Source organism: Brevundimonas sp. (assembly GCF_051858995.1).
Taxonomy (GTDB): domain Bacteria; phylum Pseudomonadota; class Alphaproteobacteria; order Caulobacterales; family Caulobacteraceae; genus Brevundimonas.
The window spans coordinates 138,635-164,754 of record NZ_JBHYGN010000007.1 but is presented as its reverse complement, the minus strand read 5'-3'; the positions used below and the strand labels follow the sequence as shown (position 1 = coordinate 164,754).

The window sequence follows — 26,120 nt, the reverse complement described above, 5'->3', positions numbered from 1 at the left end:
TCACGCCCCCTCACTACTAGGGGCGATGTATCTGTGGGAATCGACTTCGGTCAACACGCAAAAGGCGTATCAGCCCAACAACTCTTCGCTGTCCTCATCCCGCTCCAGCGCCTCCCGCGCCAGCGCCCGCGTCACCGTTCTGTGCAGCGCATCCAGCCGCTCCACCACGGCTTCCGCCGCCGCCGCGGACCGGTCGATGCGGCGCAGCAGATAGGGGATGACGTCCTTCGCCGGGCGGATGCCGCGTTCGGCGAAGCGGGCCTCCAGCATGGCGGCCAGGACGGCGTCGTCGGGCGCTTCGACCGGCACGCTGATGACCGCGTCCAGCCGTGAGCGCAGGTCGGGCAGGGCGACCTCCCAGGCCGAGGGGGCGGGGCGTGAGATCATCAGCATCGCGCCGCCCGGAAGCTGGGCCAGGTTGATCAGGTGGAACAAGGTCTCGTCGTCGGCGTCCACGGCCCGGTCCAGCAGGACGGGGCGGCCCTCGATCTCCATCGGATCGATAAAGGCGGCTTCCTCGCCATGGAAGGCGATGGCGCCGACCCGCTCCGCCCACATCTGACCCAGCCGGCTCTTGCCGCTGCCCGCCGGGCCGCAGATGGCCATGACGCCGCCGATCAGGCTGGGCCAGTCCGCCAGCGCCTCGACCGCCGCCCGGTTGCAGTCGGACACGACGAACGGCCCCTCCGGCTGGTCGCTCTGAAGCGGCAGGCGCATCTGGTCAGACGGGGCGGGGCGGGCGGTCATCGTCTTCACCATAGCAGAAGCCGGGCGTCGGCGACTGTGCGGAGGCGTTCGTCCGTGGACGGAACGGCGGGGGCTGTGGATCGTGGGGTTCAGTCCCTCTCCCGTCGGGAGAGGGAGGGGCCCGCGCCGTCAGGCGTGGGAGGGAGTGGGGTTACACGGCCGCCCGTACCGGACTCCGCTTCAATCCCCACACTCCAAGCCCCACACCCTCCCACCGACCGCGTCGGCGGGCCCCACCCTCTCGCCATGGGAGAGGAGCCTCGTGTTTGAGGCCCCGCGAACCGCCTCCCACCTTGACTTTCGGGGGCGATAATGCGCCCTTCCGCCCCTCCCGAATTCCGCCCTTCGCGGGCCCGAATCCAGAACGAACCGACCATGCACGCCTATCGCTCCCACACCTGCGGCGCCCTCCGTTCCTCGGACGCCGGCGCCAATGTCCGCCTGTCGGGCTGGGTGCACCGCAAGCGCGACCTCGGCGGCCTGCTGTTCGTCGACCTGCGCGACCACTACGGCATCACCCAGCTGGTGCTGCATCCGTCGACCCCGGGTTTCGAGATCGTGGAGCGCCTGCGCGCCGAAAGCGTCATCCGCATCGACGGCGAGGCGGTCATGCGCGACGCCTCCACCGTGAACCCCCTGCTGCCGACAGGCGAGGTCGAGGTGCGCGTCCAGGCCCTCGAGGTCCTGTCCGAAGCCGCCGAACTGCCGATGCCGGTCTTCGGCGATCAGGAGTATCCGGAGGAAATCCGCCTCGCCAACCGCTTCCTCGACCTGCGTCGCGAACGTCTGCACAAGAACATCGTCCTGCGCTCCAAGGTGATCTCCTCGATCCGCCAGCGCATGGTCGGTCAGGGCTTCCTGGAGTACCAGACCCCGATCCTGACCGCCTCGTCGCCGGAGGGCGCGCGCGACTTCCTGGTCCCGTCCCGCATGCACCCGGGCAAGTTCTACGCCCTCCCGCAAGCCCCGCAGCAGTTCAAGCAGCTGCTCATGGTCTCGGGTTTCGACCGCTATTTCCAGATCGCGCCCTGCTTCCGCGATGAGGACCTGCGCGCCGACCGGTCGCTGGAGTTCTACCAGCTCGACGTCGAGATGAGCTTCGTCACCCAGGAAGACGTCTTCGCGGCCATCGAGCCCGTCATGCACGGCGTGTTCGAGGAGTTCGCCGACGGCAAGCCGGTTTCGCCGATCAACGGGACCCACACCTTCACCAACGACTTCGGCGAGCAGTTCGAGCATGGCGGCTTCGAGCGCCTGACCTACGCCCAGTCGATGGCCTGGTACGGCACCGACAAGCCGGACACCCGCAACCCGATCAAGATGCAGGTCGTCTCGGAGCACTTCCGCGACGGCGGCTTCGGTCTGTTCAACAAGATCCTTGCGGCCGACGAGAAGAACGCCGTGTGGGCCATCCCGGCCCCGACCGGCGGCTCGCGCGCCTTCTGCGACCGCATGAACTCCTGGGCCCAGGGCGAGGGCCAGCCGGGCCTCGGCTACATCTTCTGGTCGGACGATCAGAACGCCTGGGGCGGCCCGATCGCCAAGAACCTCGGTCAGGAGCCGACCGAGGCCCTGATGACCTCGCTGGGCCTCGGCCAGGGCGACGCCGCCTTCTTCGTCGCCGGTCTGCCGTCGGCCTTCGTCAAGTTCGCCGGTCTGGCCCGCACCCGCGTCGGCACGGAACTGAAGCTGATCGACGAGAACCAGTTCAAATTCTGCTGGATCGTCGACTTCCCGATGTTCGAGTGGTCGGAAGAAGAGAAGAAGGTCGACTTCAGCCACAACCCGTTCTCGATGCCTCAGGGCGGTCTGGAGGCTCTGGAGACCCAGGACCCGCTGACCATCCGCGCCTACCAGTACGACATCGTCTGCAACGGCTATGAGCTGTGCTCGGGCGCGATCCGGAACCACAAGGCCGAGATCATGCTCAAGGCCTTCAACATCGCCGGCTACGACAGCTCGGTCGTGGAGGATCAGTTCGGCGGCATGCTCAATGCCTTCCGCTACGGCGCCCCGCCGCACGGCGGTCTGGCCCCGGGCATCGACCGCATCGTCATGCTGCTGGCCGGCGAAACCGCCATCCGCGAGGTCATCGCCTTCCCGCTGAACCAGCAGGGCGAGGATCTGCTGATGAACGCCCCGACCGAGGCGCAGGAGCGCCAGTTGAAGGACGTGCACATCCGCACGGCCCTGCCGATCAAGGTCTGAGGGATCAGAAACGAGGAAGGCCTCCGGTGACGGAGGCCTTTTTCATTTGAGCCGGATGGCTTCAGCGACCGCCACCGGCGACGACGAAGTTGCGGACCCGCGGCGGGGTCGGAGCCGCCGGGGGCGCCGGCGGGGCAGGGGGCGCGGGCGCGACCCGGATCCCCGAGATGCCCCGACAGACGCGGGCGGTCAGACGCCCCGGCAGGCGGGTGTTGGCGTCGCCGCAGGCCCGGCCGACCTGTTCCTGCGTCAGCCCGCGGGCCTCGGACAGGTCCGCGCCGCGGATATCGGCCCGGTTCATCTCGGCTTCGTTGAAATTGGCCCCGGCGAACTGGCCGCCGGTCAGCCGCGCGCCGTTCAGCTCGCTATGGCTGAAGTTGGCGCTGCGGAAGTCGCCGTTGGTCAGGTTCGACATGCCGATCTCGGCGGCGGTGAAGTTGGCGCCGCGCGCGCTGACATTGGCCAGGGTCGCGCCGTTGATCTCGGCGCCCGTGAAGTTGGAGCCCGTCAGAACGGCGCCGTTCATATTGGCGCCGTTCAGCTCGGCCCCGGTCGCATTGGCGTTGGCCAGACGGGTGCGGACCATGGTCGCCCCCATGGCCGAGACGCCGCTCATGTCGGCGCTGGTGAAGTTGGCGCCGGTGAAGTTGGCGGCGACCAGCTCGGCGCCCGCCAGATCGGCGCGGGTGAAGTCGCTGCCGGCGAAGTTGGAGCCGACCAACTCGGCGCCGCGCATATTGGCGCCCACGAGAGTGGCGTTGGTGAAGCTGGCGCCGGTGAAGCTGGCGCCGGTAAGGTCGCGGCCCGACAGCTCACAGCGGTTGCAGGAGCCGCCCAGCGAGACCATCCGGGCCACGTCACGGTCCTGGAACTGGATCGACACTTCCGCCGCCGCCGGGCTCGCCGCGCACAGGGCGGCGGCGATGGCCGCGCCGGGGACACCGGAGGCCAGGACGCGACGGAAGAGGGAGTCGGCAATCTGTTTCACGCCACCTTCATGACGCCAAACCCCGAAGAACCCTACTTAAATCGCCGTAACGTCGGTGGCGGATCAGCAGCGGGGAATGGACAGTCCGCCGGGCAGCCGGGTCGCCTCATCACCGCAGGCCTGGTTCAGTCGCGACTGGCTCAGCCCCGTCGCCCGCGCCAGCGTGGCGCCCGAGAAATTGGCCCCCGTCAGGGTCGCGCCCGAGAAGTTTGCGCCTTCCAGATAGGCGCCGACGAAGCTGGCGTTGGTCAGGTTCGCGCCGGTGAAGTTCGAGCCCGAGAAGACGCCGCCATAGGCCTCGACATCGCGCAGGTCGGCGTTGCTGAAACGGGTGCGGTTCATCACCGACAGGCTCAGATCGGCCTGACGCAGCCGGGCGCCGGACAGGTTCAGCCCGCTGCGCTCCAGGCCCGACAGGGCCGCCTGGAACAGGTTGCAACCGGGGCAGCTGGCGCCGCGCCGGACGCTGGCGATCTGACCGGCGTTCTGGGCCGCGACGGGTGAGGCGACCAGCAGGATCAGGGCGGCGGCGGTCAGCAACGGCTTCATGTCAGGCTCCGGGCGCTCGGATGAGCCCCGCAAGCCTGACAGCAATTCGTTGATTAACCCTGCATGGCCCTAGCCCTGCATGGACGGCGCGGAACCGCAGGTGTCGCAGACCCAGCCCGACCCGCGCTGCTGCAGGGCGAAGTCGCCGCAGGCCGGGCAGGCGGTCGCCTCATTGGCCACTGGGGGCGGCGTGGCGGCGCCGTCCTTCTTCTGGCCGAAGGGCAGGACGACCAGATTGTCCGGCGTCGCGCCCCGGGCGAAGCCCTTGGAGATGAAGCGGGCGGCGGGCACGGCCTCGACGGCCTCGCCATCGCCGGACCCCAGTCCGTCACCGGGTCCCACATCCGCATTGGCCAACTCCTGCCGGTCCAGATAGGACACGCCCAGCTCGCGGAAGATGTAGTCGAGGATCGAGGTCGCCGACTTGATCGAGTCATTGCCGGTGACCCGTCCGGCGGGCTCGAACCGGGTGAAGACGAAGGCGTCCACGAACTCGTCCAGCGGCACGCCGTATTGAAGTCCGATAGAAATCGCGATGGCGAAGTTATTCATAAGACTGCGGAAAGCTGCGCCTTCCTTGTGCATGTCGATGAAGATTTCGCCGAGCTCGCCGTCCTCGTACTCGCCGGTGTGGATGTAGACCTTGTGGCCCCCGACGGCGGCCTTCTGGATATAGCCCTTGCGGCGATCCGGCAGCTTGCGGCGGGTGCGGTCGCGCTCGACGACCTTCTCGATGACCCGCTCGACGTTGCGGACCTCGGGCTCGCGCCGACGCTCGCGCTCCTGGGCGGCGGCCTCGGGCAGGTCCAGCAGCGGCCCGGTCGGAGGGGCGAGACGTTGCAGGCGCACCGCGCGGCGTCCATCGCGGGCGGCGTCGGCCAGCAGGCGCACGGCCTGGGCCGGCGTGGCGTCCCACTCCAGCTCGACGGCGGCGAGATTCGGCGCGGCGCTGTGCGGCTCCAGTACGGCGCGAAGGGCGATCTCGAAGTTGGCCGGGTCAGCCAGGATCGCCGCCAGCCCCTCGGGCGCGCCCTCCCAACCGTTCAGATCGCCCTGACCGAAGGCCCAGCCGCTCGCCGCGGCGATGTCGGCCTCGCTGAAGCCCAGCCGGGCCAGCAGATCGTCCTCGGCCGCGTCCTCGATGCCCAGCACGTCGCGCAGGAAGCCCGCGTCCAGCACCGGAGCCCGGAAGGCGTCTTCCAGACGCTCGACTTGGGCCAGAGCCAGCTCTATCCCCTCGAGCTCCACATCGGTGAAGCCCTGCGCCCGCAGGGCGGCATGATCCACGCCCGGCGCGCCCGCCAGCGTCCGGCGGCCCAGCAGGCGACGCTCGGCGTCCTCCACATCGCCGCCGGTTTCGGCGATGGCGTGGGTCAGAGCAGGACGCAGGCGGCGTGCGATCTCACCGTCGCCGGTCTCGAAGCTGTCCAGCGCCGTCAGGGGCGAGGCGCCCAGCCGCAGCAGGGCCTCGCGGTCCTCCACATACAGGCAGGCGGCCCCGGCGCCCGCGACGATCCCGGCCAGTTCGGCGGCGCGGGCCAGCGGCCCGCTCGCCCGCTCGACCAGGACCAGATCGCCCAGTTCGGCCAGACCGACCGAAACCGGAACCGTGCCGCCGTTCGACAGGGCCGCGACCCATAGGGCGGCCAGATCGGCCAGGGCCCCGTCCAGCGCCTCGCCGCTGAGGTTGCGCAGGGTGGTCAGGGAGATCAGCACCCCCGCGCCGCGCGCGGCCTCGGCGGTCAGGTCCGCCGTCTCGGGATCGAAGGTCAGGATAAGGTCACCGTCCAGCGCGCCCTCGGCGGCCAGCACGGCTTCCGGCGCGCCCGAGGCGATCAGGGCGCGATCCGCCACCGCGACCCACGGGGCCAGCGGACGGACGGGCAGGGGGGCGGCGTCGAACGATTCGCCCGCGATGGCCCTCAGGATGTCGGCGTCCGACGCCCCGGCGCGGCGAGCGGTCAGGGCGGCGCGGGCCAGGGCCGGGTTGTGGGTCGGATCGGTGCAGTCGCCACGCGGGCCTTCACAGCGGGCGACGGCCTCGCTCACGGCGGCCAGGGCTCCGGCCACGGCGTCGACGGCTCCGGCGGCCAGACGCAGGGCTCGGCGCCGGGCGGTCTCGGCGGTCAACAGGCGCGACGCCGCCGGATCGGACAGCACCAGCGTCTCCACCGCCGCCACCGCTTGGGGCTCGGCCGGCGTGGCCAGTCCCAGCTTCAGGGTGGCGGCCAGTTCGGCGGCGAAGGTCTCGTCGGGCGACAGGCGGGCGGCGAAGGCGTTGGACGCCTCGGTGATCAGGTCCTCGCCGTCCAGCGGCAGGCCCTCGTGCGCGGCCCAGTCCACCCAGGCCTCGGCGCGGGCGTCGGACCAGTCATCCGGCGTCAGGACGTCGATCAGGCGGCCGGCGCGCTCGATCTGGCGCACCGAACGGCGGACGGCGGAGGCAAGGACGGCGAAGCGGGGCTGGGGACGCATGAAGGTCTCGACACGGCTTTCGGTGATGCTAGCGGTTGAAAGCGGGCACCTGCAATAAATCTGGCGTGCCTCATCGGGGTTACCCCCAAGATGTTGAGTTTCACCTTTGCTGCGTTGCGCTGGACGGAAGGCCTCGCGGTTTCTATGATCGCGCCGCTGTCGCCGGGGTGTTCCGGACGATGCGAGACGAGTGGAATTCCCGACGTGCTAGGCAGAATCTTCGGTTGGACCAGCGGCGCCACCATCGGCACCTTCTTCACCATCGCCAAGCGCGGCGAGAAGATCGGCTCGGATGAGTTCGGCAACACCTATTACCAGTCGAAGGACAACGTCAGCTACGACGGCCGCAAGCGCCGCTGGGTGATCTACAACGGCTACGCCGACGCCTCGAAGGTGCCGCCGGATTGGCATGGCTGGCTGCACTACACCTATGACGAGCCGCCGACCGAGGCCCCGCTGCCGCGCCGTGCGTGGGAAAAGGATCACCTGCCCAACCTGACCGGCACGCCGATGGCGTGGCGTCCGCAGGGCTCGCTCGCCGCCGAAGGCCAGCGCCCGACGGCGACCGGCGACTACGAGGCCTGGCGTCCGGAATGAAGCGTCAGGGGCTGATCCTTGCCGGCGTGACCGCCGCGGCGATTCTCGCCGCCGGCGGCGTCGTGGCGTCCGCGCTCAACGACCTGCCGCAGGACGCCCGTCCCATCCAGGACCCGACCGCCGCGCTGAACCGGCAGACGCCGCAACAGACGGCGCCGGCCGAGCCCGCGCCGGAGGCCGCTCCGGCCCCGACCGCCCCGGTCGCCATCACGCCGCCGGTCGTTCCGGCGCCCACGACCACGGAAGCCGCCGCCGCCGAAGCCGAGAAGGCGGACGAGGAAAAGGCGCCCCAGACCGTCGAGGTCGCGCCCGAGCCCTCGACCACGCCCGGCCGCCGTCAGCGCCGCCGCGTCGCCATCGTCGAGGCCGTCGACAAGATCACCGCTGAACGCATGCGCTTCGAGGTCGAGGTGGGCGGTCGCCCGGTTCGCTTCCAGAAGACCCTGATCTTCACCGCCCGGGCCTGCGAGGTTTCGGCCTCGGACGAGCAGGTTGGCGACTCGATCGCCTATCTGGAAGTCAGCATCCAGCCGCGCGGCGTCATCCAGACCGCCACGCCGCGTCAGATCTTCCGGGGCTGGATGTTCGCGTCCTCGCCGGCCGTCAGCGGCCTGCAACATCCGATCTACGACGCCTGGGTGGTGGGTTGCAGGGCGTAAAAGACCGCCTCGGTCCCGCTCATCGGCTCGAACATCGACCGCGTATTGGGTCGCACGGGCAGGGCCAGCTTCAGCCGTTTCAGATACGCCGCCTGCGGCGTCTCCACCGCGCCGAACTGGCTCAGGTGCTCGGTCAGGAACTGGGCGTCCAGCAACCGCCAGCCGCCGCGCTTCAGCCGCGCCACCAGATGCACCAGGGCGACCTTTGACGCGTCGCGCTCGCGCGTGAACATGCTCTCGCCGAAGAAGGCCCCGCCCAGCGTTACCCCATACAGGCCGCCGACCAGCCGTTCGTCGCGCCAGCATTCGATCGAATGGGCGTGGCCGCGGGCCTGAAGCTCCAGATACAGGCTGCGGATCGGGCCGTTGATCCAGGTGTCCTCGCGCCCGGGCATGGAGGCGGCGCAGGCGTCCAGCACAGCGTCGAAGGCCGTGCTGACGCGCACCTCGAACGGCTCGCCGCGCACGGTCTTTCTCAGGCGTGTGGGGATGTGGAAGCCGTCCAGCGGGATGACGCCCCGCTGGTCCGGTTCGACCAGAAATACGCGCGGATCATCGCGCGCCTCGCCCATGGGGAAGACGCCCGTCGCGTAGCAATTCAGCAGTTCGTCCGGGCCGAACCCGCCGGAGGAGGTGCTGGCGCTGAAGCCCGGCTCCTCCACGCGGACTTACGCTTCGCCCTTCTGGCGCTTCTGCCAGTTTTCCAGCCAGTGGATGTCGTAGTCGCCCGACAGGATGTCCGGCTCCTGCAGCAGCTTCTGGAACAGCGGGATCGTCGTGTCGACGCCGCCGACGACCATCTCGCCCAGCGAACGCTTGAGGCGCGCGATGCACTCCTCGCGGTCGCGGCCGTGGACAATCAGCTTGCCGATCAGGCTGTCGTAATAGGGCGGGATCGAATAGCCGGCGTAGATCGCGCTATCCAGACGCACGCCCAGACCGCCCGGCGCGTGGAAGTCCGTGACCGTGCCCGGCGACGGGGTGAAGGTCTCGGAGTTCTCGGCGTTGATCCGGCACTCGATGGCGTGGCCCTCGAAGGTCACGTCGTCCTGGGTGAAGGACAGCGGCAGACCGGCGGCGATGCGAACCTGTTCGCGGACCAGATCGACGCCCGTGATCATCTCGGTGACCGGGTGTTCGACCTGCAGGCGGGTGTTCATCTCGATGAAGAAGAACTCGCCGTCCTCCCACAGGAACTCGATGGTGCCGACGCCCAGATAGCCGATGGCGGCGATGGCCTTGTTGACCGTCTCGCCGATCTTCTTGCGACCCTCGGCCGACAGGGCGGGTGAGGGGGCCTCTTCCAGCACCTTCTGGTGACGGCGCTGCAGCGAGCAGTCGCGTTCGCCCAGGTGCACGACGTTGCCGTGGCTGTCGGCGATGACCTGGATCTCGATGTGGCGCGGCTTCTGGAGGTAGCGCTCCATGTAGACGGCGCCGTTGCCGAAGGCGGCCTTGGCCTCGGTCTGGGCGGTCTGCACCGCCTCGACCAGGTCGTCAGCGGTCAGGGCGACCTTCATGCCGCGTCCGCCACCGCCGGCGGCGGCCTTCACGATCAGCGGGAAGCCGATGGTCTTGGACGCCTCAATGGCGTCTTCGATGGTCTCGACCTCGCCGTCCGAACCGGGGACGCAGGGGATGCCCGCGGCCAGCACGGTCTGTTTGGCGCTGATCTTGTCGCCCATGACCCGGATATGCTCCGGCTTTGGCCCGATGAAGGTCATGCCGTGGGCTTCGACGATCTCGGCGAAGCGTGCGTTTTCCGACAGGAAGCCGTAGCCCGGGTGGATCGCCTGGGCGCCGGTGATCTCGGCGGCGGCGATGATCGACGGGATGTTCAGATACGACTTGGCCGCCGGGGCCGGGCCGATGCAGACGCTCTCGTCGGCCAGCCGCACCCACATGGCGCCGCTGTCGGCTTCGGAGTGCACGGCGACGGTGGAGATGCCCATCTCCTTGCACGCGCGGTGGATCCGCAGGGCGATCTCGCCGCGGTTCGCGATCAGGACCTTGCTGAACATGGCTTTACGCCTCGAGCAGGACGAGGGGCTCGCCGAACTCGACCGGCTGGGCGTCGCCGACGAGGACCTCGGCCACCACGCCGTCGCGCGGCGCCTGGATCGGGTTCATGGTCTTCATGGCTTCGACGATCAGCAGGGTCTGGCCCTTCTTCACCTTGTCGCCCGGCTGGACGAATTTGGGCGCTTCCGGCGAGGCCTGCAGATAGGCGGTGCCGACCATCGGCGACTTCACCTCTTCACCCGCGCGGGCGACGATGGCGGCCGGGTCCGAGGCCATGGCGGCCGGGGCGGCGGCGGGCGCTGCGACCGGGGCTGCGGCGGCCTGGGCGGGGGCGGGGGCGTATTGCACGACCGGCGCGGCGGTGATCTCGCGGGCGACGCGAATGCGCAGTTCGCCCGTCTCGACCTCGATCTCGGTCAGATCGGTGTCATTCAGGATATCGGCGAGCTGGCGGACCAGGGTCGCGTCGATTTCGGCTTCGTTCTTCAGCTTCGGATCGGCCATGGGAGCCTCTTGTTGTCCTTTAAACCGAACGGTCCGCGGACGGGCTGCGTTCCTGCGCCAGTCCGAGGGCGGCCTTGACCGCAAGTTCGTAACTCATCGGGCCGAAGCCCGAAACCACGCCGGCGGCGATCGCCGACACATAGGTGCGATGCCGGAAGCGCTCGCGCGCCGCCGGATTCGACAGGTGACACTCGACGATCGGAACCGTCAGCGTTTTCAGGGCGTCCAGCAAGGCCACGGAGGTGTGGCCGTAGCCGGCGGGATTGATCACAAGCGCGTCAGCCTTCTCCCGGGCCTCCTGGACCCAGTCGATCAGTTCGCCTTCGTGATTGGTCTGGCGGAACACCACGGTCGAGCCCGAAGCCGTGCGCTCGCACAGGGCCTGGATGTCCGCCAGCGTCTCGCGTCCGTAGATTTCAGGCTCGCGCACCCCAAGCAGGTTGAGGTTCGGGCCGTTCAGGACGTAGAGGACGGGGCTGTCGGGCATTCGCTCGCAGAGGTGACGTTCCGACGGAATCGGATCGGGCCTTTTAGCTGAGGCGTGGCCACAGGCAAGCCGCGCCACAAGAAGATTGACGCAAGGTCATGCAAATCCAGCTCAACGGCGAGCCCCGCGACGTCCGGGCCGACACCATCCTGGCCCTTGTGGAGGAGCTGGGATTGGACATCCGCAAGGTGGCGGTCGAGCGCAATCTGGAGATCGTCCCCAAGTCACAGCACGCCGTCACCCCCGTCGCCGAGGGCGACCGCATCGAGGTCGTTCAGTTCGTCGGCGGGGGCTGACCCGGCCTATTTCGGCCCGCAGACGCCGCGGTCGTAAGGCCCCACGGTGCGGATGACCTCATTCTCGGTCGGCTCGATGCGGCGGCCCGAGATCTGGCTGTCCAGCACCCGGCGCAGCAGGCTGTCCAGGCGGCTGACCACATAGCATTTGACCTCGGGCGTCGCGTGGCGATTGCCCACGCCGCTGTCGTCGGTCAGGAACAGATAGCGGCTCTGGGTCGCGGCGGCGGCGGCGCGCATCACGAACTCGGCGCGATGGCCGACCCCGCTGGCCGCCACGGGCGTGATCTGGATGCGGCGGGCGCGGGCGTCCTGAACCTGTTCCCAGGTGGCGGCGATGCGGTCGTCATGCGGCGGGGCGTCGGCCACCAGAACCAGCGAGCGCACGGCGTCCTCGCGCCACGGATAGTCCATGGCCCGCTCCAGCGCCTGATCCACGGCCTCGGGATAGTCGCCGCCGCCGTCCGCCCGCTGGGCCTCCAGCCGCCGGACCAGCTCATCGACATTGCCGGTGAAGGGGAAGTCGCGCACCACATACTGGTCGCCGTTGTCGCGATAGACCACCAGGCCGATGCGGGTGTCCACGCCCGGATGGCGCTCGGCCAGCGAGGCCATGATCGAGGCGATCTCGCGCTTCAGATACTCCATCTCGTCGCCCATGCTGCCGGTGGCGTCGATCACCATCAGCAGGTCGAAGGCGCGCACCGCAGCCGCGCGGTCGTGGGTGCGGATCTCCAGCCGCCGGTCAGGGCCCACGGTCAGCCGCCGGGTCGCGCCCGCCACGCTGATGTCGGCCGTGCGACCCAGCCGGTCCAGGCCGGGGAAGACCACGACCGTCCCGTCCGCCAGGGTGCGCAGGCGCAGGGGTTCGGCCTGCGGGCGCGAGACCCAGACCTCCACGAAGGGCGCGGGGCGGCCGTCGCGGTCGCGCACCGCGATGGTGATGGCCTCGCGGGTATCGACCCACGGCAGGGTCTGGTCGCCCCCGCCCTGACCCTGTTCCTGCAGGTAGCGGCTGACATAGTCGGCGTACCAGCTCGGGTTCAGCAGGTCGTCATAGTCTCCGGCGGTCAGCAGACCGGCCTGAGGCGCGCGGGGCTGGGCCGGGCGGGTCCCGCGATCCGTCGGCGCCACCGGCGTCGACGCGGCGGTGCGCACATCCGGAGCGGCGGCGCCCGCGGCCTCGGCGTCGCCCTCGCGACGGATGCGGCTGCCGCTGACCACCACCTCATCGAGATCGGTGGCCTCGACCCCGACCACGGCCGGGCGCGACGGCGCGGGAGGAGGTGGGGGAGGCGGCGGGGCGGGCACGGCGGCGGGAGCGGGCATATGCGGGGCGGTCGCCGTGGTGCAACTGATCACCGTCAGGGCCGTCGAGGCCAGCAGCAGGGCGACGGCGCTCCTCGTGATCATGGACCTGATACGCATTCCGGCACTCCTTTACGCAACGACTCACGAGCCTAGTCAGCCACGTCGGCCCCGTTTTCGGAAACTGACGAAAGGCGCCGGGACCTGACAGCGCAACGGATCGTGATCGCCGATCCGCCGTGGGACAAGATTCTCGCCGGAACCTGCGACACGGCGGAGTGTTGCGCTCCCGAATCCCCCGTCACGCTGGAGTGTTTTCATGTCCGTGGAGCGCAAACCGGGAGGCCTCGCCGGAGGTCTGGTCATCACCCTCGGCGTCATTTTGTCGCTCATAGGCGTGACCCTGATCATCGGCGGCGGCTGGCTGATCGGGCTGGGCGGGTCTTGGTACTATCTGCTGGCGGGGCTCGGCCTGCTGGCCAGCGGCGTGCTCCTGATCCGACGTAGCCTCATGGGCGCGTGGATCTATGTCGGGGTCTTCCTGCTGACGGTCCTGTGGGCCCTGTGGGAGGTCGGGATCGACGGCTGGGGCCTGGTCCCCCGCGTCATCGCTCCCGCCGTGCTGCTGGCCTTCGTCCTGGCGGCCCTGCCGGTGCTCAAGCCGGGACGGGGCAAGGTCTGGGCCGCGGGCGGCGCGGTCGGCCTGCTGGCCCTGCTGATGATCGGCGGCGTCGCCTCGGCCAATGCGGCCCACATCCGGGTCAATGGCGACATTCCCGCGGCACAGGCCGTGGTCTCCAGCGATCCGGACGCCATCCCGGTCGGCGCGGACTGGCCCGCATACGGCGGCAGCTACCACGCCCAGCGCTATTCGCCCCTGACCCAGATCACGCCGGGGAATGTCGGCAAGCTGGAGCGGGTCTGGAGTCTGCACACCGGCGACCTGCCCGGCGACCGTCCCGGCGCGCAGAACAAATACGCCTCCGAGAACACCCCGCTGAAGATCGGCGACACCCTCTACATCTGCACCGGCAAGAACATGGTGCTGGCCGTGGACGCCGCGACGGGTCGCAACATCTGGAAGCATGACCCTCGGGTCAGCGACGACAACATCCCCTATACGGCGGCCTGCCGGGGCGTCAGCTACTACGTTGTGCCCAATGCGGCGGCGACCGATCCCTGCGCGACCCGCATCATCTGGGGCACGCTGGACGCCCGCCTGATCGCCGTGGACGCCCGCACCGGGCAGCGCTGCGCCGGCTTCGGCCAGAACGGCCAGGTCGACACCTCGGCCAACATGGGCCGCCTGATCCCCGGCATGGTCTCCATCACCTCGGCCCCCACCATCGTGCGCGGCGTGGTGGTCACCGGCCACCAGATCCTCGACGGCCAGTACCGTCAGGCCCCGTCCGGCGTGATCAAGGGCTTCGACGCCGTCACCGGCCAGTTGCGCTGGGCCTGGGACATGATGCGCCCCGACATCAACACCACCCCGCCGGAAGGGCAGATTTACACCCTGGGCACGCCCAACATGTGGACCACGGCCTCGGGGGACGAGCGTCTGGGTCTCGTCTACCTGCCGCTCGGCTCGACCGCCGCCGACTATGTCAGCGCCGACCGCACCGGGCCCCAGCTCGACTACGCCACCTCCCTGGTCGCGCTGGACGTGACGACCGGCAAGCCGCGCTGGAATTTCCAGACCGTGCATCACGACGTCTGGGACTATGACCTGGGCTCGCAGGCGACCCTGGTGGACTTCCCCACGGCGGCGGGCGCGGTCCCGGCGGTCGTCCTGCCGTCCAAACAGGGCGACATCTATGTCCTGAACCGCGCGACGGGCCAGCCTCTGACCCCGGTCAACAACATCGCCGTTCCGGGCGGCGGAGTGGAGCCTCAGATGCGCACCCCGACCCAGCGCACCAGCGGTTATCACACCCTGCGCCGCGAGCATGACCTGACCGAGCGCCAGATGTGGGGCATGTCGCCGATCGACCAGATGGTCTGCCGCATCCAGTTCCGCAGCGCCGCCTATGAGGGCTTCTACACCCCGCCGACGGCTGACCGCCGCTACATCCAGTATCCGGGCTATAACGGCGGCTCGGACTGGGGCGGCATCGCCATCGATCCGGCGCGCGGCGTCATCGTCGCCAACTACAATGACATGCCCAACTACAACCGGCTGGTGCCGCGCGCGGAGGCCGACCGTCGGGGCTGGGCGCCGCGCGGCGAGCCGAACGCCCGCAAGGGCGGGGCTGAAGGCGCAGGGGACCCGCAGGCGGGCGCCCCTTACGCCATCAGCGTCAACGCCGGCTGGCGGCTGCCCTTCACCGGCCTGCTGTGCAAGGAGCCCCCGTACGGCGGCATCCGCGCCATCGACCTGCGCTCGGGCCGCACGATCTGGGACCGTCCGCTGGGCCAGGCGATCAAGAATGGGCCGTTCGGCATCCCGTCCATGCTGCCCATCGAGATCGGCACCCCCAACAACGGCGGGGCGGTCGTCACGGCGGGCGGGGTCATCTTCATCGCCGCCGCGACGGATGATCTGATCCGGGCCATCGACCTGAAGACCGGCAAGACGCTGTGGACCGACCACCTGCCAGGCGGCGGCCAGGCCTCGCCCATGGTCTACGAGGCGGGCGGCCGTCAATTCCTGGTCATCGCGCCCGGCGGCCACCACTTCATGGAGACCCCCGTGTCAGACGAAGTGATCGCCTACGCGCTGCCACAGGGCGCCTGAGGGTTCAAACGAGGCCGTTGAGGGCGTAGGAGCGGGGGCATGAACGCACATGCCCCCGTTTCCCTCTCCGTCAATGACAGCTGGACCGTCGCCGGTCGCACCTTCAACAGCCGCCTGATCGTCGGCACCGGCAAGTACAAGACCTATCAGGAGAACGCCGACGCGGCCGAGGCGGCCGGGGCCGAGATCGTCACCGTCGCCGTGCGCCGGGTCAACCTGACCGACACCACCCAGCCCCTGCTGGTCGACTATGTGAAGCCCGACCGCTTCACCTTCCTGCCCAATACGGCGGGCTGTTTCACCGGCGAGGACGCGGTGCGCACCCTGCGGCTGGCGCGCGAGGCGGGCGGGTGGGATCTGGTCAAGCTGGAGGTCCTGTCGGACACGGCGCACCTCTACCCCGACATGGTCGAGACCCTGCGGGCGCTGGACCTGCTGGTGAAGGACGGCTTCCAGGTCATGGTCTACTGCACCGACGACGTGGTCATGGCCAAGCGGCTCGAAGACGCGGGGGCCGCGGCCATCATGCCCGCCGCCGCCCCCATCGGCTCGGGTCTGGGCATTCAGAACAAGGTCAACGTCCGTCTGATCATCGAACAGGCCAAGGTGCCCGTTCTGGTCGATGCGGGTGTCGGAACACCCTCGGACGCCACCCTGGCCATGGAGCTGGGCTGCGACGCCGTCCTGATGAACACCGCCATCGCCGGCGCCGATGATCCGATCCTGATGGCCAGCGCCATGAAGCACGCCGTCATCGCCGGTCGTCAGGGCTACCTCGCGGGCCGCATGCCCCGCCGCATGTATGCCAGCGCCAGCTCGCCCCTGTCGGGGCTGATCTGACGGGGGAGCCAATGTCGGCGGGGCCGGAGCCCGACCGGTGATTGGTGATTGGTGACTGGATGCGTTTCGGGCAGGGGCTAGGCCGGGGAACACACCGTCCAGCCGCACCAATCACCGTCCCAGTCACGGCCAGTCAGCCGCCGCCAGCCGCGGAGCCCATACGACCAATATCGACGTATCGGCACGTCATCCTGTCCGGATGACCCGCGATCTCGCCCTCGATGACACGCCTCTTCCCGACATGGAGGAGGTTTATCGCCTCGCCGCCGCCCGCGTGACCGACGCCGTCCAGCGGGGAAAGGTGGAGCTTGCCCTGCGCTGGGGGCGCATCCTCAACCTCGCCCTGCGCGACCGCCAGATGCGCGCCCGGCTGCCTGTCACCCCCGATGAAGTGAACCAACGCCTTGATCCCGCGCGGGAAACAGCGACGGAACACACGGCCGCGCCGTTACACCCGTTACACTCTTCACACCCGGTTTTCGCGCCGGAGCCGCCGGAGCCCGCGCCCGGCCCCAACCCGCCCCGTCAGCGCCTCCGCAAGCGAAGGCGACGACGATGAGGCGGCCTCTAAATCCGGAAACTCGCTTCTCCTCCCCGCTGGCGACGCCAATGGGGAGGTGGCGCGCCGCGACTTCGCGGCGTGACAGAGGGGTTCTGTCCGCGCGCGCGGTAGAAGCCCCTCCGTCTCCTCGCACGGCTCGGAGCCACCCCGCATCACTACCGCCACGGAGAGGAAACGCCCGCTTCGCACCGCCAGCCTTGGCGGAATCCCCCACGCCCGCTAGAGCAACCCTCTCCCTTCCAAGAGTTCAGAGCCATGCACGACATCCGCGCCATCCGTGACAATCCCGCCGCCTTCGTCAGCGGCTGGTCGTCGCGCGGGGTCGAGGAGGCCGACGGGCTGGTGGCCGACCTGCTGCGCCTCGACGGCGAACTGCGCGCGGCCCAGACCAGGGCGCAGGACGGCCTGACCAAGCGCAACGCCGCCTCCAAGCTGATCGGCGGCGCCATCGCCAGGAAGGACATGGCCGAGGCCGACCGCCTCAAGGCCGAGGTCGAAGCCCTCAAGGCCGACATCGCCGCCGCCGAAGAGGTCGAGGCCGGCGTCGGCAAGGAGCTGCGCGACCTGCTGGCCGCCCAGAAGAACCTGGCCGCCGACGATGTGCCGGACGGCGAGGATGAGGCGGGCAATGTCGAGATCAGCCGCTGGGGCACGCCCCGCGAAGGCGGCCCGGCCAAGGACCACGCCGACCTGGGCGAGGCCCTCGGCCTGCTCGACTTCGAGGCCGCCGCGAAGATGAGCGGGTCGCGCTTCGCCGTCATCAAGGGCCAGCTGGCGCGTCTGGAACGGGCCGTGGGCCAGTTCATGCTGGACACCCAGACCGACAAGAACGGCTATCTGGAGGTGAACCCGCCGTACTTGGTTCGCCGCCCGGCGATGTACGGAACGGGCCAACTGCCCAAGTTTGAGGAAGACCTGTTCAAGATCCCGGGTGTCGATCTGGACTGGCAGATGCCGGATGGTTCGGTCGTCAAGGATGCTGAACTGTCCGACCGCTTCCTCATCCCCACCGCCGAAGTCTCCCTGACCAACCTCGTCCGCGAGCAGATCCTGCCCGAGAACGAGCTGGTCGAGCCCATCCGCATGACCGCCCTGACGCCCTGCTTCCGCGCCGAGGCGGGCTCGGCCGGGCGGGACACGCGCGGCCTCATCCGCCAGCACCAGTTCCACAAGGTCGAGCTGGTCTCTATCACCCGCCCGGAGGACTCCGACGCCGAGCATGAGCGGATGGTCGGCTGCGCCGAGGCCATCCTGCAGGCGCTGGAGCTGCCGTATCGCAAGATGCTGCTGTGCAAGGGCGACATGGGCTTCTCGGCCCGGAAGACCTACGACCTCGAGGTCTGGCTGCCGTCGCAGAACACCTATCGCGAGATCAGCTCCTGCTCGAACTGCGGCGACTTCCAGGCCCGCCGCATGGACGCCCGTTTCAAGCGCGACGGCGAGAAGAAGACCGAGTTCGTCCATACCCTGAACGGCTCGGGCCTCGCGGTCGGCCGCACCCTGGTGGCCATCATGGAGAACTACCAGCAGGAAGACGGCTCCATCCATGTGCCGGACGTCCTGGTTCCCTATATGGGCGGCCTGACCTCGGTCGGCGGCTGATCGTTCCGGCGTCGCGGGGAGGGTGTTCGCCGGTCGGCGGCGTCCTGTCAGAGGAGGCGGAACGACGGCGTCATCAGGATGTTACGTCGTTCCGGTCCATAAGCCGAAGTCTTCGCCCGGAGACCTGCCTTGAGGAATACGCCGATGCGCCTGATCGCCCTTGCCCCCGCCGCCCTGCTGCTGACCCTCGGCGCCTGCGCCACCACAGGCGACAACGTCTCCCCGCCGCCGTCGTGGTTCAACGCCTCCGGTCCGGCCTTCGAGGGCTGGGCGCGCGTCGATGGCGACGAGATCCGCCTCTATGAGACCCGCCACGATCCGGCGCGCGGCTTCCCCAGCGACTGCGTCAGCGCCGCCCTGCCGCGCCCCGCCCAGGAAACCGCCCGCGACGTCTCGGGCCGCAAGGTGCGCATCACCGGCCGCGCCGTCGCCTGGGCCGACCGCGACGGCGGCGAGACCTGGAACTGGCAGGGTTCGCGCGTCGCCAACCTGTGCAGCCGCGACATCATCATCCTGGGCGACCGCATCGAGGTCCTGCAGTAGGCCTCCGGTCGCACCGCCGCCGCCCATTTTTCAGATGCGCGGCGGCGAGGTTCGCACTAGTCAGAACCGGATCATGAGAATCCTGCTGACCAACGACGATGGCATCGAGGCCGAGGGGCTTGAATGTCTGGAACGGATCGCCCGGACCTTGTCCGATGACATCTGGGTGTGCGCGCCCGCTGTAGAGCAGTCGGCCAAGGGGCGGGGCATCACCCTGACCGAGCCCCTGCGGGTCAACAAGCTGGGCCCCAAGCGGTTCGCCGTCACGGGCACGCCCACCGACTGCGTGGTGCTGGCGGTCAATGACCTGATGCCCGAGCGGCCCGATCTGGTCCTGTCCGGCGTGAATCGCGGCCACAACGTCGGCGAGGACGTCAGCTATTCCGGCACGGTCGCCGGCGCCCTGCAGGGCATGGCTTTCGGCATCCGCTCGATCGCCCTCTCGCAGAGCCTCGAACGCTTCCACGACGAGGTCACCGCCCACTGGGCGACCGCCGAGACCTACGCCCCGGCCATCATCAGCCGCCTGCTGGCCCAGCCGTGGCAGTCGGGCGTGGTGATGAACCTGAACTTCCCGGCTCGGCCGCCCGAAGAGGTCACCGAAATCGAGGTCACCCGGCAGGGCTTCCGCGACATCGGCGAGATGCATGCGGTTCGCCGCACCGACCTGCGCGGCCGCGACTACTACTGGATGAGCTTCCGCGGCGCGAAACAGGACCACGCCGACGGCACGGACCTGAAGGCCATGGACGAGGGCCGCATCTCGGTCTCGCCCCTGCACATCGACCTGACCCACATGGCCAGCGTCAACGACCTGAAGAAGGTGCTGGGCGGGGCTCCGCCCAAATCGGTGGTGGCGGCGGAATGAAGCTGAACGACGACCGCGCCGGACGTCTGATCCTCGGGCTGCGCCAGCAGGGGGTCACCGAGCCACGCGTCCTGCAGGCGATGGAGTCCATCGACCGCGCGGTGTTCGTCCACGAGAAATTCCTCGATCAGGCGTGGGAGGATCAGGCCCTGCCGATCGACTGCGCCCAGACGATCAGCCAGCCCTATATCGTCGGCCTGATGACCCAGGCGCTGGACGTGCAGCAGCGCCACCGGGTGCTCGAGATCGGCACCGGCAGCGGCTATCAGGCCGCGGTGCTCAGCCGACTGGCCCGCTACGTCTATTCCGTCGAGCGCTACCGCAGCCTGCTGACCGAGGCGGAAAACCGCCTGCGCCAGCTCGACATCGACAACATCATCACCCGCCACGGCGACGGGGGTCTGGGCTGGCCCGAACAGGCGCCCTTCGACCGTATCATGGTCACCGCCGCCGCTCCCGGCGAGCCGACCGAGCTGCTGAAGCAGCTCAAGCCCGGCGGCATTCTGGTCTGCCCCGTGGGCCGCAGCTCGGTGCAGATGCTGCACCGCTACGTCGGTCAGCCCGACGGCAGCTTCCGCCGCGAGAGCCTGACCGAGGTCCGCTTTGTCCCCCTCGTCGAGGGCACGGCGAAGGAGGGGTAGGGTTTGATTAACCTTCCCGCCCAACTTTGGCGCGGTTTTCCGGGTCAGGTCGAACTGACAAACTGGGCGCAGAAGCGGAGTGGGCGAATGACTCGAATGGGCGGCATGACGCGCATCCTGACGGTGCTGGGGGCGATGAGCCTGCTGGCGGCCTGTTCCAGCTATCCCGCCGAGCCGCGCTATTCGATCTATGCCGATCAGCCGAACCGGCCTGCCGGCCCGCCGCCCGCGGGTCCCGTCTATCCGACCCGTCCGATCCCGACCGGGGAGGGCGTTCGCGGCGCCACCGATCCGGCCAATGAAGCTCCGCCGCCGCGCGGCGCGCCCGTCGAGACCATCGAGGGCGGCGCGCTCGACTCACCCGTTTCGACCGGTCCGCGCCCGTACAATGACGTGCCGACCCGGCCCTACACCGAGGTCCCCGCCAACGCCCCCTACAACGAGCCGAGCGCGCGTCCCGCCGCCGGTCCTGCCTCGGAAGGCTTCACCAGCCCGCCGCCGCCCGCCCGCAACGGCGGATCGACCGCCGCGCCCGTCGGCGGCGCGGCCTACGAGATCCAGCCGGGCGACACCATCTCGGGCATCGGCCGCCGCTTCCAGACGCCCGTGCAGTCCCTGATCGACCTGAACGGCCTGGGCCCGCGCGCCGCCATCTCGCCCGGCCAGCGCATTCTGCTGCCGCAGGGCGCGGTCGACATCGGCGGTGATCCCTATGCGACCGGCCCGTCGCCCTTCGGCGTCACTGTGCCGGAAGAGACCGCGCCTCCGCCGCCTCCGCCGCCTCCGCCTTCGAACGTGCCGCTGTCGCGTGAGCCCGCCGCCACCGCCCCGCCGGTCGCCGCGCCCACGAACGCCGCCAGCCTGGACTGGCCCGTCCGCGGCGACATCCTGCGTCGTTTCGGCCCGGTTGGGATGGGTGAGCGCAACAATGGAGTGAACATCGGCGCTCCGGCGGGCGCGGAAGTCCGTGCCTCGGCCGCCGGTCGCGTCGGCTATGTCGGCGACGATCTGGTAGGGCAGGGGCTGACGGTCCTGATCGTCCACCGCGACGGCTGGCGCACGGTCTACGGCCATCTGGGTTCAGCCGTGGTGCGCGACGGCGATGATGTCGCCGCCGGCCAGCAGATCGGCACCGTTGGCACGACCGCCGGCGACGGCCGCCCCTCTATCCACTTCGAGACCTGGCGCGTGCGTGGCGACACTCCGTCGGCGGTCGATCCGCTCACCGTGTTGCCGCGATAACGCAGGCGGTCCGGCGCGCTTTAGCGCCGCGTTGCAAAGTGTGACGACGCGCCCTAGGTTCCGCGCCTCATTTTAGGGGGCGGCGCCACGGGCGCGCCCGGCGCTTTTCGGAGATCAAAGTGCAGGAATTCCTGGCCGGCCCCGCCGGCACGTTCGTCTTCATCATTCCGATGATCGTGCTGTTCTATTTCCTGATGATCCGCCCGCAGCAGCAGCAGATGAAGCGGCACAAGGCGATGATCGAGGCGGTGAAGCGCGGCGACACCGTCACCCTGTCCAACGGCATGATCGGCAAGGTCACCCGCGTCGAGAACGAGGAAGCTATGGTCGAGATCGCCCAGGGCGTGAACGTCCGCGTGATCAAGACCATGATCGCCGACGTCCGCAACCGCACGGCGGTCGCCGCCAACGACGCCAAGGCCTGATCGGTCTCCTGAAAGGTTCGGGGTCGCCCGCATGATCCATCTGTCGCGCTGGAAGGTCACCCTTCTCGCCCTGTCTGTTCTGTTCGGCGTGGTCTTCACGGTCCCGAACCTGCTGAGCCCCGCCCAGCGGGAGGCCCTGCCGGGCTGGGTGCCGTCCAGCACCCTGAACCTCGGCCTCGACCTGCAGGGCGGGTCCTACCTGCTGCTGGAAGTCGACGTGCCGGCCATGCGCGAGAAGCGCCTGACCAACCTGGCCGAAGACGCCCGAACCGTGCTGGCCGAGGCCAGTGTCGGCGTGAACAGCATCGCCCGTCAGGCCGACGGCGTGATCGTCACCATCGCTGACCCTGGGCAGGCCGAACTGGCCCAGCAGGCGATGCGCGGCCTGATCAGCCCCGGCCCGAACGGCGTCGCGGACCGCACGGTCCAGCGTCAGGGCAATGATCGCATCCGCTACGCCTTCACCGAGCAGACTATGAACGCCATGGCCTCGGATGCGGTGACCCAGTCGATCGAGGTCGTGCGTCGTCGTCTGGACGGCAGCGGCACCAAGGAAATCGCCATCACCCGTCAGGGCGCGGACCGCATCGTTGTCCAGGCTCCTGGCCAGAGCGACCCGGCGGAACTGGAACGCCTGATCGGCCAGACCGCCCAGCTGACCTTCCAGATGGTCGACGTCGAGAACTCGATCCAGGAAGCGCTGGCCGGCTCGGTGCCGCCGGACGCTGAACTGCTGATGGACGAGGCGGGCAATCCCTATCTGGTCAAGCGCCGCATCCTGGTGTCGGGAGAGAACCTGACCAAGGCCGAGGTCACGACCGACCAGAACCAGCGCACCGCCATCGGCTTCCGCTTCGACGGCGCCGGCGCCCGCCGCTTCGGCGAGGCGACCGCCGCCAATATCGGTCGTCCGTTCGCCATCATTCTGGACGGCAAGGTCATCTCGGCCCCGCGCATCAACAGCGCCATCACCGGCGGCTCGGGCATCATCGAAGGCAGCTTCTCGATCCAGGAAGCATCGGAGATGGTCAACCTGCTGAACGGCGGCGCTCTGCCTGCCCCGCTGAAGGTCGAGGAACGCCGGACCGTGTCGGCTGAACTCGGTGAGGACGCGGTCGCCGCGGGCGCCCTCTCCACGGCTATCGGCTTCCTGATCATCGTCGTCTTCATGATCCTGGCTTACGGCCTGCTTTTTGGCGGCATCTCGGTTCTGGGCCTCATCCTCAACGGCCTGCTGATCGTGGCCTGTATGAGCGTGGTGGGCGCGGCCCTGACCCTGCCGGGCATCGCTGGCCTGATCCTGACGTTCGCTGTGGCCGTTGACGCCAACGTGCTGATCTACGAGCGGATGCGCGACGAGGCCCGGGCGGGCCGCAGCGTCATCGCCTCGATGGACGCCGGCTTCAACAAGGCCATGGGCACCATCGTCGACGCCAACGTCACCACCCTGGTGGCCGCGGCGATCATGTTCGTCTTCGGCGCGGGCCCGGTTCGTGGCTTCGCCTGGACGCTGGCGATCGGGGTGTTCACCTCGGTGCTGTCGTCCGTGCTGGTGGCCCAGGTGCTGCTGGCGTTCTGGCTGAAAACGGCCAAGCCCAAAAAACTGCCGATCGCGGAGTGATGGCGATGCGTGGATGGCCTCTCATCAAACTGCTGCCGCAGAAGACCAACTTCCAGTTCGTGAAATACGCGCGACCGGCGGCCTTCATCTCGGTGATCCTGTGTGTGGCGTCGATCGTCGCCTGTTTCGTCCCCGGCCTGAACATGGGCATCGACTTCCGGGGCGGCGCCTCGCTGGAGGTGGCCAAGCCCGCCGGCCAGGTGATCAATCTGGAAGACGTGCGCGGCGCGGTCAGTGGCCTGGACCTCGGTGATGTCGGCGTGCAGGGCATCGCCCGGCGCGACAACAACATCGACGACGGCTCGACGGCCATTGTTCGCTTCCAGGTCCCGGAAGGTCGCGACCAGACCGCCGTCGTGAACCAGGTCGAGGCGGCCATCACCCAAGCTACGGGTGAAGTCACCTATTCGGGCGTCAGCGTCGTCGGCTCCAAGGTCTCGGGCGAACTGTTCCAGTCCGGCCTGCTGGCCCTCGGCTCCGCCATCGCCCTGATGTTCCTCTACATCTGGTTCCGCTTCGAGCCGCAGTTCGGCTTCGGCGCCGTCGCCGGTCTGCTGCACGACGTGGTCCTGACCTTCGGCCTGATCGTGCTGTTCAAGCTCGAGTTCAGCCTGACCATGGTCGCGGCCATCCTGACCGTCATCGGCTATTCGATGAACGACACCGTCGTGGTGTTCGACCGCCTTCGCGAGAACCTGCGCAAGTACAAGACCATGGCCCTGCGCGATGTGATCGACCTGTCGCTGAACGAGACCCTGTCGCGGACGATCATCACCGGCGTGACCGCGGTCATGGTGCTGGCGGCCCTGGCCGTCTTCGGCGGGGAGGCCCTGTTCGGCTTCTCTATCGCCCTGATGTTCGGCATCATCATCGGCACCTATTCGTCGATCTACGTCGGCGCCCCGATCATCCTGCTCTGGGGTGTGAAGCGCGGCGGCGGTTCGCCCGACGACGTCAAGCCGGTCAAGCTGGGCATGGCCTCGCGCCCCTGACCTAGCTCTACGATTGCAATGACTTGGACGGGGCGGGTCTGCTGATCCGCCCCGTTTCGCATACGAAGGACGGATGACTGATCTCGACGCCCAGGTTCGCGACGCCGATATCGACCGCTGGCTGGCCAGCCGGTTCGTTGCGGACGCGCGCCTGCGCGCCGATCTGATCGCGCTTCACGCCTTCGAGGCCGAACTGATGGCCATCCCGTCGCGGGTGACCCAGCCTCTGCTGGCCGAGATGCGGTTCACCTGGTGGGCCGAACAGATGGAGGGCGTCTTCACGGGCGTGGCCCGCAAGGGCCATCCGGTGCTGGAGGCCCTGACCGATCTCGTGGCCCGACACAGACTGCCGCGCGCGCCCTTCGACGCCCTGATCGAGGCCCACATCGGCCGGGTGCATGGCGAGCCGCATGATCTGGACGCCTTCTACGTCGGTCCCATGCAATTGGCCGCCCGCATTCTGGCGGGGGAGGGCTATGACGCGGCCCTGGCCGATGCGGGCCGCGTGCGCGCCCTGATTCAGACCGGACGGGCGGACGAGGCGAAGGCGCTGCGTCTCGCCGCCAATCGCGCCCTCAAGGCGCTGCCCGTCGCGGCCTTCCCGGCGGCGGCGCCCGCGGCGCTGCGATCGCCCGATGCGCCGGAGTTCGTCAAGCGCCTGACGCTGGTGGCCGCGGCGGTGACAGGCCGGATTTAGAACCAGGGCTTGCCCGCGGGATGCTGGACCGTCGCGTTCAGCCGATTGAAGAAGTTGGTGGTGGCGATCCACAGCACGATCCCGGCCAGCGCCGTCTCGTCGAAGTGCGCCCTGGCCTCATCCCAGACCGCATCGGGCACGACCGCCGGATTGTCGGCCAGCCGCGTCGCCGCCTCGGCCAGGGCCAGGGCCGCGCGCTCAGCGTCGGTGAAGTAGGTCGTCTCGCGCCAGGCCGCGACGGTGTCGAGCCGCTCATCGGTCTCACCGGCCTTGCGAGCCTCCTTGGCGCCGGAGGCGACGCAGGCCGAACAACCGTTGATCTGGCTGGCCCGCAGATGGACCAGATGAAGCACCGTGGCGGGCGCACCCGACTGGTGGGCGGCGCCATAGAGGGCCTGCACGCCCTTCTGGGTGTCGGGCAGCAGGGCGAGCATGGGACGGGTGGTGCGCATGGGAAGGCTCCGCAACGGAGCCGCCGGCGCCCCTGTGGCGACCGATCCGTCCGTCACA

26 protein-coding genes are annotated in these 26,120 nt (G+C 69.1%); 16 read left to right on the top strand and 10 right to left on the bottom strand.

Features of this window, described 5'->3' with window-relative positions; genetic code table 11:
- Positions 1-69 precede the first annotated feature (69 nt).
- Entirely contained in the window at positions 70-747 is a 678-nt protein-coding gene (locus ACTIEF_RS05535; RefSeq protein ID WP_439471189.1) for a chromosomal replication initiator DnaA, read from the bottom strand.
- 375 nt (positions 748-1,122) lie between these two features.
- Here ACTIEF_RS05535 and aspS point away from each other — a divergent pair, with 375 nt between their 5' ends.
- Positions 1,123-2,955: an aspartate--tRNA ligase gene (gene aspS, locus ACTIEF_RS05530; RefSeq protein ID WP_439471188.1), complete on the top strand. Its 1,833-nt coding sequence runs from the start codon at positions 1,123-1,125 to the stop codon at positions 2,953-2,955.
- A 61-nt stretch (positions 2,956-3,016) separates the two neighbouring features.
- Here aspS and ACTIEF_RS05525 read toward each other — a convergent pair whose 3' ends face one another.
- The 3 genes from ACTIEF_RS05525 to ACTIEF_RS05515 all read right to left on the bottom strand — a co-directional run bounded on the left by ACTIEF_RS05525 (position 3,017) and on the right by ACTIEF_RS05515 (position 6,967).
- Positions 3,017-3,943: a pentapeptide repeat-containing protein gene (locus tag ACTIEF_RS05525; RefSeq protein WP_439471187.1), complete on the bottom strand. Its 927-nt coding sequence runs from the start codon at positions 3,941-3,943 to the stop codon at positions 3,017-3,019.
- A gap of 63 nt (positions 3,944-4,006) precedes the next feature.
- The gene (locus ACTIEF_RS05520; RefSeq protein ID WP_439471186.1) at positions 4,007-4,492 is read right to left on the bottom strand and encodes a pentapeptide repeat-containing protein; all 486 of its coding nucleotides are present in this window, start codon (positions 4,490-4,492) and stop codon (positions 4,007-4,009) included.
- Between the two features lie 69 nt (positions 4,493-4,561).
- Complete coding sequence (locus tag ACTIEF_RS05515) at positions 4,562-6,967, bottom strand: TSCPD domain-containing protein (protein ID WP_439471185.1); 2,406 nt, start codon at positions 6,965-6,967, stop codon at positions 4,562-4,564.
- 204 nt (positions 6,968-7,171) lie between these two features.
- On the opposite strand from ACTIEF_RS05515, the gene ACTIEF_RS05510 reads away from it, so the two are divergent.
- Together ACTIEF_RS05510 and ACTIEF_RS05505 are read left to right on the top strand one after the other, a co-directional pair.
- Positions 7,172-7,564, top strand: coding sequence for an NADH:ubiquinone oxidoreductase subunit NDUFA12 (locus ACTIEF_RS05510; protein ID WP_439471184.1), 393 nt, complete (start codon positions 7,172-7,174; stop codon positions 7,562-7,564).
- Entirely contained in the window at positions 7,561-8,223 is a 663-nt protein-coding gene (locus ACTIEF_RS05505; RefSeq protein ID WP_439471183.1) for a DUF2155 domain-containing protein, read from the top strand. The genes ACTIEF_RS05510 and ACTIEF_RS05505 overlap by 4 nt, the downstream gene beginning before the upstream one ends.
- On the opposite strand, the gene aat is transcribed toward ACTIEF_RS05505, so the two are convergent.
- Genes aat through ACTIEF_RS05485 form a run of 4 tightly spaced genes read right to left on the bottom strand, consistent with a single transcriptional unit; the run spans position 8,190 to position 11,236 of the window.
- Entirely contained in the window at positions 8,190-8,885 is a 696-nt protein-coding gene (gene aat, locus ACTIEF_RS05500) for a leucyl/phenylalanyl-tRNA--protein transferase (RefSeq protein WP_439471182.1), read from the bottom strand. The genes ACTIEF_RS05505 and aat overlap by 34 nt on opposite strands.
- Positions 8,886-8,891: 6 nt before the next feature.
- A complete protein-coding gene (gene accC, locus ACTIEF_RS05495; RefSeq protein ID WP_439471181.1) occupies positions 8,892-10,244 on the bottom strand; it encodes an acetyl-CoA carboxylase biotin carboxylase subunit in 1,353 nt (450 codons plus the stop codon).
- A gap of 4 nt (positions 10,245-10,248) precedes the next feature.
- On the bottom strand, positions 10,249-10,749 hold the full coding sequence (gene accB / locus ACTIEF_RS05490; protein ID WP_439471180.1) for an acetyl-CoA carboxylase biotin carboxyl carrier protein: 501 nt from the start codon (positions 10,747-10,749) through the stop codon (positions 10,249-10,251).
- 19 nt (positions 10,750-10,768) lie between these two features.
- Positions 10,769-11,236, bottom strand: a complete 468-nt coding sequence (locus ACTIEF_RS05485; RefSeq protein WP_439471179.1) for a type II 3-dehydroquinate dehydratase — start codon at positions 11,234-11,236, stop codon at positions 10,769-10,771.
- Between the two features lie 98 nt (positions 11,237-11,334).
- On the opposite strand from ACTIEF_RS05485, the gene thiS reads away from it, so the two are divergent.
- Positions 11,335-11,532: a sulfur carrier protein ThiS gene (gene thiS / locus ACTIEF_RS05480; RefSeq protein WP_439471178.1), complete on the top strand. Its 198-nt coding sequence runs from the start codon at positions 11,335-11,337 to the stop codon at positions 11,530-11,532.
- Positions 11,533-11,538: 6 nt separating this feature from the next.
- Here the strand turns inward: thiS and ACTIEF_RS05475 are convergent, their stop codons facing one another.
- Complete coding sequence (locus ACTIEF_RS05475; RefSeq protein WP_439471177.1) at positions 11,539-12,960, bottom strand: vWA domain-containing protein; 1,422 nt, start codon at positions 12,958-12,960, stop codon at positions 11,539-11,541.
- Between the two features lie 199 nt (positions 12,961-13,159).
- Here ACTIEF_RS05475 and ACTIEF_RS05470 point away from each other — a divergent pair, with 199 nt between their 5' ends.
- From ACTIEF_RS05470 to ACTIEF_RS05415, 12 genes are all read left to right on the top strand, one after another.
- Entirely contained in the window at positions 13,160-15,577 is a 2,418-nt protein-coding gene (locus ACTIEF_RS05470) for a membrane-bound PQQ-dependent dehydrogenase, glucose/quinate/shikimate family (protein WP_439471176.1), read from the top strand.
- 39 nt (positions 15,578-15,616) lie between these two features.
- Positions 15,617-16,417: a thiazole synthase gene (locus ACTIEF_RS05465; protein WP_439471175.1), complete on the top strand. Its 801-nt coding sequence runs from the start codon at positions 15,617-15,619 to the stop codon at positions 16,415-16,417.
- Positions 16,418-16,616: 199 nt separating this feature from the next.
- Positions 16,617-16,976, top strand: a complete 360-nt coding sequence (locus ACTIEF_RS05460; RefSeq protein WP_439471174.1) for a hypothetical protein — start codon at positions 16,617-16,619, stop codon at positions 16,974-16,976.
- Positions 16,977-17,234: 258 nt separating this feature from the next.
- Complete coding sequence (serS, locus tag ACTIEF_RS05455) at positions 17,235-18,581, top strand: serine--tRNA ligase (protein ID WP_439471173.1); 1,347 nt, start codon at positions 17,235-17,237, stop codon at positions 18,579-18,581.
- 144 nt (positions 18,582-18,725) lie between these two features.
- Positions 18,726-19,124 carry a hypothetical protein gene (locus ACTIEF_RS05450; protein ID WP_439471172.1) on the top strand — a complete coding sequence of 133 codons (399 nt, stop codon included), beginning with the start codon at positions 18,726-18,728 and terminating at the stop codon, positions 19,122-19,124.
- Between the two features lie 73 nt (positions 19,125-19,197).
- Positions 19,198-19,992 (top strand): 5'/3'-nucleotidase SurE, encoded by a 795-nt coding sequence (surE, locus tag ACTIEF_RS05445; protein ID WP_439471171.1) that lies wholly within the window; start codon positions 19,198-19,200, stop codon positions 19,990-19,992.
- Positions 19,989-20,633: a protein-L-isoaspartate(D-aspartate) O-methyltransferase gene (locus ACTIEF_RS05440; protein WP_439471170.1), complete on the top strand. Its 645-nt coding sequence runs from the start codon at positions 19,989-19,991 to the stop codon at positions 20,631-20,633. The genes surE and ACTIEF_RS05440 overlap by 4 nt, the downstream gene beginning before the upstream one ends.
- A 105-nt stretch (positions 20,634-20,738) precedes the next feature.
- Positions 20,739-21,875, top strand: a complete 1,137-nt coding sequence (locus ACTIEF_RS05435) for a peptidoglycan DD-metalloendopeptidase family protein (RefSeq protein WP_439471169.1) — start codon at positions 20,739-20,741, stop codon at positions 21,873-21,875.
- Between the two features lie 119 nt (positions 21,876-21,994).
- Positions 21,995-22,300, top strand: a complete 306-nt coding sequence (gene yajC, locus ACTIEF_RS05430) for a preprotein translocase subunit YajC (RefSeq protein ID WP_439471168.1) — start codon at positions 21,995-21,997, stop codon at positions 22,298-22,300.
- A gap of 31 nt (positions 22,301-22,331) precedes the next feature.
- Complete coding sequence (gene secD, locus ACTIEF_RS05425; protein ID WP_439471167.1) at positions 22,332-23,921, top strand: protein translocase subunit SecD; 1,590 nt, start codon at positions 22,332-22,334, stop codon at positions 23,919-23,921.
- A complete protein-coding gene (gene secF / locus ACTIEF_RS05420) occupies positions 23,921-24,913 on the top strand; it encodes a protein translocase subunit SecF (protein WP_439471166.1) in 993 nt (330 codons plus the stop codon). The genes secD and secF overlap by 1 nt, the downstream gene beginning before the upstream one ends.
- Before the next feature lie 73 nt (positions 24,914-24,986).
- Positions 24,987-25,610: a squalene/phytoene synthase family protein gene (locus tag ACTIEF_RS05415; RefSeq protein ID WP_439471165.1), complete on the top strand. Its 624-nt coding sequence runs from the start codon at positions 24,987-24,989 to the stop codon at positions 25,608-25,610.
- On the opposite strand, the gene ACTIEF_RS05410 is transcribed toward ACTIEF_RS05415, so the two are convergent.
- Positions 25,607-26,062, bottom strand: coding sequence for a carboxymuconolactone decarboxylase family protein (locus ACTIEF_RS05410; protein ID WP_439471164.1), 456 nt, complete (start codon positions 26,060-26,062; stop codon positions 25,607-25,609). The genes ACTIEF_RS05415 and ACTIEF_RS05410 overlap by 4 nt on opposite strands.
- Positions 26,063-26,120: the final 58 nt, after the last annotated feature.